Raw genomic sequence first — 11,138 nt, forward strand, 5'->3', positions numbered from 1 at the left:
TTCCCTAATTGGAGTTGGTGAAGTTTCTCCTATGGGAGTACGTGGAGTTTCCCTAATTGGAGTTGGTGAAGTTTCTCCTATGGGAGTACGTGGAGTTTCCCTATTTTCAGGTTCCGAAACTGGTGGATTTGATGGAATACCTGGTGGTAGTGGTGTTCCCTTTCCCAGTTTGATGTCTTGACGACGATTCCAAGGTAGATTACCAACTGGAATTGTAGGTGTCGGTGTCGGTGTTGGTGTCGGTGTTGGTGTAGCTGTCGGAACTGTTTGTTGTCTAAAGGGTTGGCTATTAGATCGAGAGTCTGCAATTCGGCTTTTTCGCTGTAGATTATCAGCAGAATTTATTGCGCCAATATCTTGATTTCTGGGCGTAGTTCGTGTTGTTTGTGGTGAACGTGCTGGTACAGACTTTTTAGTTGAGGATACTGGCTTTGGCGAAACTGTTTTGGCTGTTGATTTTGATTTGATTATTGACTTTGTTTCAGAAGCAATGTCTATCAATTCAATGGGAACAGCAGATTGACTTTGCTGGGGAAACCACAGGCTAACTGCATCCGATGAGCGCATCAGCCAGAACGCCAGCAAATGCAGAGAGACTGAACCTATAACGACAGAAATCCACAAACCTGGTGGATCGGTGTGTCGCCTCCAGACTTTGGCTGGAATTGGAGTTTTGTCTGCAACCGATGGTGTCATATTATAGAAACTGGATATGATTAGGCACTCTTACTCATTGATCATGCTTTCAAATACCAGTCTAAATTTTAGCGATTAACCATTATCTCTGGTGTAACAGCGAAAGTCAAAACTGTTTCATCTACTCCTTTAAGTTCTAGCGGACTACCTTTAGTAATTTCTCCTTCCTGTAAATAATCCGCCACGGCAGCAGAAACCAGGATTGTACCGGGAACAGCGGCAGCTTGTAATCTAGCAGCAATATTCACACTTGGGCCAATAGCAGTATAATCGGCACGTTCAGCGCTACCAAACATCCCCACAACAGCAGTACCTTGGTGGATACCGCACCGGAACTGGACGCTAGTAAGTTTGTGACCATCGAATACACCTTGGTCTTGCCAGCGTTGGTTTAATTCCGCCAGTGAACGATGCATTGCTCTCGCTGTATTAATAGCACGACGTACCTGTTCATTAGGGGTTAGTTCTTCCGGCGCTCCGTATAAAGCTAAGATAGCGTCTCCCATAAATTTATCTACAGTGCCGCCATTACTAAAGACAACCTTGGTCATGGCTTCTAAATATTCATTTAGCAACTCTGCTACTCGCCGGGATCTGAGAGTATTTGCTAGCTGTGTAAAACCCACAATGTCACTAAACAAAACTGTAATTAAGCGTGGTTCTGGGCGCAAATCTAACGTTAAATCCCCGGTTGCAGCTTTTTGCACCAAGACAGCTGGTAAAAAGCGTTTTAGCACCGATTCTGTTAGATAAGTATTTAACTCCACGATTCGTCGTTCATTTTCCTTCAACGCTAAAAGATTGCGAACTTCCGCCAAAAGTTCCCGATCGTTGAATGGTTTTGCTAAATAAGCGTCCGCACCATGTTCTGTACCTTCAATGCGAGTTTCCTCATCTATTTTCGCTGTCAGCAGAATGATTGGTATTCCTTTTAACTTCTCCTCATTGCGGATCATCTGAATCATCTCAAGTCCGCTGACCAAGGGCATCATTAAGTCAGTCACAATCAAGCTGGGTATAATTTCTTTAGCTTTACTGTGCCCTTCATGACCGTTACGAGCCGTCTGTACATGATAGCCATTGCGGCGGAAAATCTCAGATACATAGGTTCGCAAATCCGGGTTGTCATCTACAACTAAAATTGAGTGCTGAGTCTTAAGTGCTGAGTCTTGAGTATCAATACTGGGGGCGAAGTTTCTTGTAATATCTTCAATATGGTCTGTTGTTGACTCTACCAGTTCTAAATCAGCCAATTCTACGCTAGCACGGCTCGTATTCAGTTCTGTTGACGTTTCTAGTACTTGCTGTGCGGGTAAATGAGCATTTCCAGTCACAAGCCATAAACTAAAGGTAGTGCCTTCGCCGTAAACTGATTCCACGGTGACTTGACCACCATGTAATTCTACCAATTCTTTAACTAAGGCTAAACCCAAACCACTGCCTTCATAAGATCGGTTTGCTGAACCTTCAGCTTGGCGGAAGCGCTCAAATAGGTGGGGAATTTGTTCTTGAACAATGCCGATTCCAGTATCTTGTACTTGCAATATGCAACGATTATGTTCAGATTTTAGTCTGACACTGATCGTGCCACCTTCAGGAGTAAACTTCATGGCATTTGACAGAAGGTTATAAACCACCTTGTCAAATTTTTCCATGTCCAAGTACACCGTAGAACATTCATCTAACTGTGTAGTGAGATGCAGTTTCTTTTTCTCACAGTAAGGACGAAAAGATTCCACAATTTGGCTGACAAATTCAACTAAATCGCAGGGATGGAAACTAGGCTGCATTCTTCCCGCATCCAGGCGTTGTAAATCGAGGAGTTGATTTACCAGCCGCAGCAGACGGCGAGAGTTACGCAGGGCGATCGCACTTTGAGAGTAAGATAATCCCTCACCAGCCGCCACAGCTGACTCTAAAGGCCCTTGAATCAAGGTGATGGGTGTGCGAAATTCATGGGAGATATTTTGGAAAAATTCGGTTTTTTGTTTATCTAATTCCAGTAAGCGTTCAGCTTGTTGGCGAGTTTTTTGATATAAGTGTGATTGTTGCACAGCGATCGCTGCTTGAGCTGCTACTGCTTTCGCTAAATCGATATCAGATGGCAACCACTGGCGGACTTTTTTACCTTCGTGCAAAGTAATACTACCAATACATTTACCATCAGCCAATAATGGCACGAACATTAGCGATCGCGCTGGCATTTTTAAAGGTAAATCAAAACCCCATACATCTGAGGGAGAATGGCTCACATTACCAATTACCACAGGTTCATGTGTCTGTAGCATTTGTTGGAGGATGGGATTCTCTTGTATGGATGCTTGAGAATAAGGTAATCTCTGGGTTGAGAGATGATTATTGCTACTTGAATTCTTGTCTGAGACTGGCGATGCCTGCGACGGGTTGTGCCTACGCAAATTTTCTGAATATTGAAAACTGTCATACAAGCCCACACACTCAACAAACTCATCTTCTTCTGTCCACAAAGACAGGACACAGCCATCGACTTGTAAAGCTTGTCCCAATTGCTGAGTGATCGCCGCAAAGATATCTTGGGGATCTAAGCTGGAGCGAATCGCGCTAGTAATCGTATTAATTAGAGCTTCTCGCTTGGCAAGGGCACGTACTTGTTCGTAAGCATAAGCTTGAGACAAAGCCAAAGCTGCCTGATCCGCTACCATCAACACTAACTGCACCTCATCATCTCCCCAGAAGCGAGGTAGAGAACACTGGTGCAGTGCTAGTACTGCCATTAATTCTTGTTGGCAGATCAATGGCACAACTAAACTAGAACAAATGTCAGCAGCAGCAAAAGCTTGTCCACGCTCACGCAGTTCGGGAGTATTACCGTGAATACGCTCATCATCGATCGCATCATGAATCACCTGGACTTCACGGGTTTCCCACACTGTCTGAGCCAAAAGAGGCATAGAGGAAAGACTTACTGAAACTTCCCCTCTGCTCCCCTGTTCCTCTGCTCCCCCATTCCCCTGCTCAAGAGCTTCTTCAGAAACAGCCTTCTGGTAAATGAATCCTTTATCCGCCAACTGCTCATCTTGGAAGGGACGCAACAGACAGACATCCACCTCCAACATATGACCCACTGTATCTACAATTGCTTGCAAAATTTGTCTGTAGTCTAAAGCACTGCGAATCGTATTTGTAACGGTATTCAGTAACGATTCTTGACGGAGTGTGCGGGTAAGTTCGCGGGTTCTGGCTTTGAGAACATTGTGGGTATCCAAAGCTTGGCGTACCACTCCTTTGAGTTCCTCGGCTTCCCACGGTTTGGTGACATATTTGAATACCTTACCAGCGTTGATTGCTTCCACCAAATCTTCGACATCGGTGTAGCCAGTTAAAATAATCCGGATAATATCTGGATATTGAGTTGCTGTCAGGCTCAAAAATTCTGTACCGCTCATCATCGGCATCCGCTGATCGGAGATGATCACCGCGACCTCTCCCTCTTGAGCCAGCAGATCGAGTGCCGCAGGGCCAGAGTTTGCCCTTAGCACCTTATAGTCGCGATAGAAAGTACGGTAAAGCAAGTCAAGGTTGTCTGGTTCATCATCGACAACCAAAATTTTAGGCTTACTGTTTGCTTGGGATTTCATGCACCGCTTTCCTGCTGCAACGGCAGTCGGATAAAGAATAATCTGATCAGGTAAGGATTTTTCTGAGTCAGGTAATAGCAGAGCATTTCGACCAATAAAGCTGCTTGGCTACATGACTGCTGAGTGTAGGAGCGTTTACTCACAGGAATTCGTCTCAATGGCTTGTGCCGATTACCGTTTGCTTTGGTGCAGTGTAATTGCTTTCATAGTCTGTTTTAGTGTTACAGAGTCGATGCTTGCTTGCCAAATCTTCCTTCACCTCCTGTGAGCAATGTCTGATAATACATACAGCGCTCATAGCTAGCTGAAAAATCCAGATGAAGCTGCATATTAAGTTTTCCCTCCGCGGCAGTTGTACTAACATTTGCAGGTAAATTTTATTTATGGTAGTCATGGTAGAGCCAACAAAATTAAAACAATAATATTTAAAGCCAAAGTATACTATTAGACAAATACCTCTTTCTAATTTAGCAATCAGAACTATCATTAAGACAAGTGGTAGTCGTTGAGGAGTCAGAGATTAGGGATGAGGGAGCCTTGTAGATTCTTGTCCCACTAGTTGTACAGCCTATTCATACAACTCAGTAGAAAAGTAGTCTTGATGTAGCGGCGACTGCAAAAACAGGTTCAGTACTGCAAATAAGGGTGGTTTGAAACCAGAGTTTACTTATGGTGTACTTACTTAACAATTTTGTAGATGCTGCCTACGGACAAGTTATGCTATGTCTCTGCCCACTCACCCAAAGCTATACCACTTTACAGATGTAACAATCTGATCTCCTATCTACCTAAAACAGGTGATGCACCTGAACTTACTGAACTTAAGGTTATGGAATGATGAAACTGTAACTCCTAACACTCTTTCAAAAATACAGCTTATAAAACCCCAAACTAAAGTGTAAAACTTTGTTTGATCCACAAGCAAAAGCGAATTAGCAATCTCAGGTCAGTTGAGTTTCCTGGGCGGTTCTTAAGTTCTGATTCAGTTTAAATCTGGTTTTAGGATATTTGATAAAATTTTCGTTGAATAAAATCAATACTAAACTAGCCTTGAAATATCGGTTTTTTTACCCATACCACCAACAGCCAATCAACCCAGCTTCCTACCAATTCCAAATTCGTGCGGCTACACCTGCTGATTTGATTGGTGTTGCCCAAATTATTACTGAAAGCTTTCACTCCCACAACGGTATATGGGGATGGGCTTTTCCATTGCTACGTCTGGGTATTTACGAAGACTTAAGGCATCGGATGGCATCACCTGCGCCCCGTCATATTTGTTTAGTAGCTTTTGAAGCTACTAGTGGTGAGGCTAATAACTTAGTAGGAAGTGTGGAACTGGGTGTACGTTACAGTGATTCATGGAACCAGGTTGGCGTAGGTTTTCCTTACTTATCTAATTTAGCGGTTCACCCAAAATACCGTAGACATGGTGTGGCTTCAGGATTACTTACTAGCTGTGAAAAAGTCTCTCGTGAGTGGGGATTTCAAGACTTATATCTCCATGTTTTAGAAAATAACCATCAAGCAAGACAGCTTTATTTCAAGCTGGGATACCGGGTGCATAAAGTTGAATCTAATTGGAATACATTTTTTCTCAGACGCTCAAGCCAGATGTTATTGCATAAGCACCTGAGTGCTGACTAGATTATCTGAATCGGATTTTAGCAATTGTCAAGTTTTGTATTGCGACTAATTTGGTAATTAAACACAGACGAATCTAATTAAAAATCTAGTCAATATTTAGTGAAGTATCTAGATAACAGCTAAAATCGATTAATTGACGAAGCGAGTAAATAGCTTTTGATAATTCTTTTTAGGAATAATATTTGATTTATACTTTCTTTTTACGAAAAATCTTCTCGGTCATATTAAAAAAGTATCTTTTTAGTAAAAAAAATTAATATTTTAAAAATATTATATTTTGCATTTTTGGATTTATCATTAACAAATATTTTAAAGTATTAGATATATATAAATAAATGGATTATAATAGCAGTATATGCGAAATTAATTTTAACAAAATCATCACTTCCTCATAATAACTTTGTAATTAAGATATTCATCTTTATAAAAACTTTAATAAAACACTCTAATAGTTTACAGACAAATCTAGTTATATCTCATAAAATATAAACACTCAATTACTGAAACAACGCCTATCTATTGCTATTTTAGTTAAATTGGCTAGAAAGGTCTTGATAATAAAAGAATTCAAAAACCTGATTTTATATAACAACTAGTTTTGTTTTGAAGTGCATACTACTACCACATTCGTTGAAAGTTTAAAAAACATGGATAGCGAACAGCATCGACGCTATCAGACCTCTATGGTATCAACTTATTACCCTGAAACTAGTTTCCTTGACTCTCTTGTCATGTCAGACGGAACTGAGCAATCGCAAAGTTTGGATATCCTGACACGTTTGCACAGTGGAGAAGTCTTCATCGTCAATAGTCGTAGACGAAATGGATTAATACTCTTTAAGCGCTACCATGCAGAGTTTGCTGGGCCTGGGGCTGCTGTGGGTGGGGATTATGATTGTGATTGCCAAAGGGCACTGCCTATAGGTAATCTGTCTTTATTAACTCCCGAATCTAATGAGGATCGCCAGAAGGCTTACTTGATTAGACGACAGTGGATTCGATTGATTAAACAAATTACAGAAAACCCAGTGCCTGGGCAGCGAGTCCAAAAAATTCTTGATCAATTTGAACAATACTTCCCACCAGAAATAGTGCATCTTCTGCCGGATGTTGCCTTTGCTCTTTTAGTGGGTGTGCTGCCACAAACAGTGGGAATAGTACGCCGTTTGGGTAGTGAGATGGACAGCAGATTTAATTACTGAACTAATTGCTAAGATTCCAAATTTGCCAAAGCAGCTTGTACTCGATTTACGGTGCGGGTGTTTTCTTCTATTGTCCCAACAGTAATTCGTAATCCTCCGCTAATGTGTCGCACAAGAGTGCCAAGTGTCCTAAGTTTTTGGTGCAAAGTTTTTAAAGCAGTATCTTGCGGATGAGAGCCATTTGGTTGAAGACGCAGGTAAATAAAGTTGGCAGCACTTGGAGTAATTTGTAGTTCTGGTTGTTGGGATAAAATTTCGATTAGTTTGGCTCGTTCACTCAGAGTTTGGGAAATTGATTCAAGTAAGAGTGTGCGGTTTTGTAAAGCAACTAATGCTGCTGCGATGGAAAAGCTGGGGAGATTGTAGGGTAAGCGAACTTTTTCTAAGATGGCGATCGCTTCGGGATGAGCGACGCAATAACCGACACGGAGAGCTGCTAATCGGAAGGCTTTAGAAAAAGTACGTAATATCATCCAATTGGGGTGTTGAGTTAATTCATGTACTAGAGTATTTTTACTGAATTCAAAATAGGCTTCATCAATTACTACCAAAATATGTTGTGGTAAACTTTTTAGCCATGCCAACTCTGCCGCAGTTAAGCTATTGGCAGTCGGTGAATTGGGATGCACTACGAAAACTACGCGAATGGGAGGATTTTGAGTTTGTTCGATGGCTGACTGTGCAGCGCTGATGTCAATTTCAAAATTGGTTTCATTTCTACCCACTGTCACTACAGGAATGCCCAAAGTTTGTGCCAAAATCCCGTACATAGAGAAAGTGGGATTAGCAACGAGAATTGAACCTTCTCCTCCTAGACAGGTGGCGATTAATAAAGAGCGGATTAGTTCATCTGAACCATTACCAACAGAAATATTGGCAGCAGTAAACAAAGCTGATGAAAGGGCGGCTGACTCGTTGACATACTCGGCGATCGCATCCTTAAGTGTTTCATGTCCACCATCGGGATAACGATTTGTTTCAATTACTTGCTGATACGTCCAGGCCAGCTTCTCTTTTAGCTCAGGTGGTAAATCATAGGGGCTTTCATTTGTATCCAGCCGATCGAACTGTGTGGGGACAGATGCGGCTGTATCGCTGCTGGGGTGGGGTTTGTACGCACTAAATTGTGCTAAATCTGACCGGATGAAGGGAAGCATAGTTTTAGTTATTAGTCATTGGTCATTAGTCATTAGTCATTGGTAACTAACAAAGGACAAATGACTAAGGACATTAGTTATATAAGAGTTTAATATTTTACAGCCTCAAGGTAATTGGCAAAAGAGGCGAATTGCCTGCCAAATTTCTTCCATAGCATTACCTAAAGCGTGGTCACTGTCGAGTTCGACTAACTCCACCCAAGGACGTGAACGCGCAAAGTCACGACTGGCTTCGATGGGGATAACTTCATCCTTTTTTCCATGCAAAATTAGGGTGGGGATAGGACGTTGCAAAAGCTTTTCTTGGTATTGGGCGGCATCTGTCACGAAATTGTAGCTTAAAGGAATTGATCGCCCTTCCCCATAGTGGTAGACCATGATATGTTTTTCTTCCTGCCAACGCTGTACTTCTTCATTTCCTAGCTTGGGCAACCAATGAGATAAAAACCCAAAAGCTGGTGCTAGCATTACAAGACGCTGTACTTGTAAATATTGCTGACCCAAGTGGGCAGCGGTCAAACCGCCCAAACTTGAGCCAATCAGCGTTACTGGCGTAGAATCATTACTGAATTCTGCGGCAACTTGAGTGATCTGACGAGTGATGGTCAACTGGGAAAAATCGCCAGCATTCAAATCGGGAATTCTCAGCTGTGTTTTAATTTGGGAAAAGCGATCGCTTATATCCCGCGCTTTGGCAGAATTAGGGCTGGAAGCAAAGCCGTGCAAGTAGATATACTGAGTAAACATCCAAGTTTTACCGTTAGGGTCGTCCTTAGTCATTTGTCATTGGTCATTAGTTTTAGCTTAAACAGTAAGAGGCAAAAGACAAAAGACAAAGGACAATGACCTAGTTAACGCATTGTGACAAATTCCTCTGCGGCTGAGGGATGAATACCCACAGTAGCGTCAAAGTCTTTTTTGGTTGCGCCCATTTTCACAGCGATCGCCATACCTTGAATAATCTCGGCTGCATTTTCACCTACCATGTGAGCGCCTAGCACTTTATCAGTGTTGCTATCAACCACTAACTTCATCATTGTCTTCTCTTGCTTACCAGTCAAGCTGTGGTACATGGGCCGGAAGCGACTGCGATAAATGGTAACAGCATCACCAAGTTTCTCGCGGGCTTCGGCTTCTGTCCAGCCGACTGTCGCGGCTTCTGGATTAGAAAATATGGCTGTGGGAACAGTTTCGTGACTGAATTCGCGGCGGTTATTCCCAAATTCACCATCGGCAAAAGCGCGACCTTCGCCAATGGCCACGGGAGTTAAACTGATTCGGTCAGTGACATCGCCAACAGCGAAAATATTCGGTTGACTAGTTTGACTATATTCATTGACTGCGATCGCATTTGTAGTGTCATATCCAGGGCCTTCGATAGAACTAGGGACAACATCAACCCCAGCATTTTCTAAACCTAGTCCATCTACATTGGGAGTTCGACCTGTCGCAACTAAAAATACGTCGGCAATTATTGGTTCTTGATCGTCTCCTGATAAAGTCAGTTTCAAACCTTCTGGCACACGTTCAATTGCTTTCACCACATTATTCTTAATCAACCGAATTCCGTGATTCGTCATTCCCTCTTCAATTTCTGTGCGGACATCCTCATCAAAACCCTTCAAAATCTTTTCACCTCTGGTAATTTGTGTCACCTCAGAACCCAAACCACGCATAATACAAGCAAATTCTGTGCCAATATAACCAGCGCCAATAATGACGATGTGTTTTGGTTGTTCTTTTAAATGAAAGATTTCGTTGGAGGTAATGCCATATTCCACTCCTGGTAAATCTGGCTTGACAGGACGCCCACCAACAGCAATTAAAATTTTGTCCGCTGTAACTTTTCGTCCATCAACTTCTACCGTGTGGGGGTCTACCAATGTGGCGCGACCAGAAATTAGTTCCACTCCGGCTTTTTCTAAAAAGCTTATATGTAGTTGCGACAGTCGCCGAACTTCATTATCTATAGATGTAATGAAATATTCCCAGTTAAACTCAGCATTACCCACCTTCCAGCCATAGCCTGAAGCGTCACTGAACAATGCAGGAAAGTGAGAGCCATAGACCATAAGTTTTTTGGGAACACAACCGCGAATCACACAAGTGCCACCAACTAAATCATATTCAGCGATCGCCACTTTTGCGCCATAACTAGCCGCTCTTTTGGAAGCCGCCAAACCTCCAGAACCCGCACCAATCACAAACAGGTCGTAATCAAAAGTCATAAATTTATGTTCTCTTTAGCAACAAATCAGTTCCTGGGAACTTACACACAGAATGTGATTGAACTATATAAGGATATCTGGTGAACCCTGTATAAGTCCTGTCCTTGATTTAATCTAGCGTTAGCAGATGTTATCTCGTCGTAGGGAATATCACTTTTTGCTGTGATTGCTGTAGAGGGAGTAACTACAATTGTTTGTTATGGTTATGCCTCTGGTGTGGGGTATAAGTCTTAGCTGCTGCGTTGTAACAGCTAAGTTCCATCAGGATTTACACAATATTAATAAAACAAACCGTGTTCGGCGTTTGCAGAGCATCTATCTTGTACCCCCATTAGTATTTTTATGTGCTTGGAGAGTCAGTTGGAGTTACAGGTGTTGTCTCAATTGGGGTGTCGGGTGTTGTCTCAATTGGAGTTACAGGTGTTGGCTCAATTGGGGTATCGGGTGTTGTCTCAATTGGAGTTACAGGTGTTGGCTCAATTGGGGTATCGGGTGTTGTCTCAATTGGAGTTACAGGTGTTGTCTCAGTTGGGGTGTCGGGTGTTGTCTCAATTGGAGTTACAGGTGTTGTCTCAGTTGGGGTGTCGGGTG

General features: G+C 42.4%; 7 protein-coding genes and 1 pseudogene. 2 read left to right on the forward strand and 6 right to left on the reverse strand.

Going from position 1 to position 11,138, the window contains the following annotated elements:
• Together ABF638_RS34550 and ABF638_RS34555 are read right to left on the reverse strand one after the other, a co-directional pair.
• Positions 1 to 696: pseudogene (locus ABF638_RS34550) on the reverse strand (hypothetical protein); the annotation flags it as partial.
• Between the two features lie 68 nt (positions 697 to 764).
• Positions 765 to 4,313 (reverse strand): response regulator, encoded by a 3,549-nt coding sequence (locus ABF638_RS34555; RefSeq protein ID WP_435027315.1) that lies wholly within the window; start codon positions 4,311 to 4,313, stop codon positions 765 to 767.
• A 1,023-nt stretch (positions 4,314 to 5,336) separates the two neighbouring features.
• Here ABF638_RS34555 and ABF638_RS34560 point away from each other — a divergent pair.
• Both ABF638_RS34560 and ABF638_RS34565 read left to right on the forward strand, forming a co-directional pair.
• Positions 5,337 to 5,960: a GNAT family N-acetyltransferase gene (locus ABF638_RS34560; protein ID WP_435027316.1), complete on the forward strand. Its 624-nt coding sequence runs from the start codon at positions 5,337 to 5,339 to the stop codon at positions 5,958 to 5,960.
• Between the two features lie 647 nt (positions 5,961 to 6,607).
• Positions 6,608 to 7,162, forward strand: coding sequence for a hypothetical protein (locus tag ABF638_RS34565; RefSeq protein ID WP_069071117.1), 555 nt, complete (start codon positions 6,608 to 6,610; stop codon positions 7,160 to 7,162).
• 8 nt (positions 7,163 to 7,170) lie between these two features.
• Here ABF638_RS34565 and ABF638_RS34570 read toward each other — a convergent pair whose 3' ends face one another.
• The 4 genes from ABF638_RS34570 to ABF638_RS34585 form a co-directional block, all read right to left on the reverse strand.
• Positions 7,171 to 8,319: a histidinol-phosphate transaminase gene (locus ABF638_RS34570; protein WP_435027317.1), complete on the reverse strand. Its 1,149-nt coding sequence runs from the start codon at positions 8,317 to 8,319 to the stop codon at positions 7,171 to 7,173.
• 105 nt (positions 8,320 to 8,424) lie between these two features.
• Positions 8,425 to 9,066, reverse strand: a complete 642-nt coding sequence (locus ABF638_RS34575; protein ID WP_435027320.1) for a YqiA/YcfP family alpha/beta fold hydrolase — start codon at positions 9,064 to 9,066, stop codon at positions 8,425 to 8,427.
• Positions 9,067 to 9,170: 104 nt separating this feature from the next.
• Positions 9,171 to 10,547, reverse strand: coding sequence for a glutathione-disulfide reductase (gor, locus tag ABF638_RS34580; protein ID WP_435027318.1), 1,377 nt, complete (start codon positions 10,545 to 10,547; stop codon positions 9,171 to 9,173).
• A gap of 340 nt (positions 10,548 to 10,887) precedes the next feature.
• Positions 10,888 to 11,138 (reverse strand): hypothetical protein (locus ABF638_RS34585; protein ID WP_435027319.1); only part of this gene is annotated, 251 nt, incomplete at its 5' end.

It is taken from the genome of Nostoc sp. CALU 1950 (assembly GCF_051172895.1).
In the GTDB taxonomy this organism is placed as follows: domain Bacteria; phylum Cyanobacteriota; class Cyanobacteriia; order Cyanobacteriales; family Nostocaceae; genus Nostoc; species Nostoc edaphicum_A.

What these genes read in the sequence shown, in the direction of transcription:
- ABF638_RS34575 (WP_435027320.1), bottom strand. Translation starts at nt 9,066, where the DNA reads ATGTTTACTCAGTATATCTACTTGCACGGCTTTGCTTCCAGCCCTAAT.
- ABF638_RS34565 (WP_069071117.1), top strand. Translation starts at nt 6,608, where the DNA reads ATGGATAGCGAACAGCATCGACGCTATCAGACCTCTATGGTATCAACT.
- ABF638_RS34555 (WP_435027315.1), bottom strand. Translation starts at nt 4,313, where the DNA reads ATGAAATCCCAAGCAAACAGTAAGCCTAAAATTTTGGTTGTCGATGAT.
- gor (WP_435027318.1), bottom strand. Translation starts at nt 10,547, where the DNA reads ATGACTTTTGATTACGACCTGTTTGTGATTGGTGCGGGTTCTGGAGGT.
- ABF638_RS34570 (WP_435027317.1), bottom strand. Translation starts at nt 8,319, where the DNA reads ATGCTTCCCTTCATCCGGTCAGATTTAGCACAATTTAGTGCGTACAAA.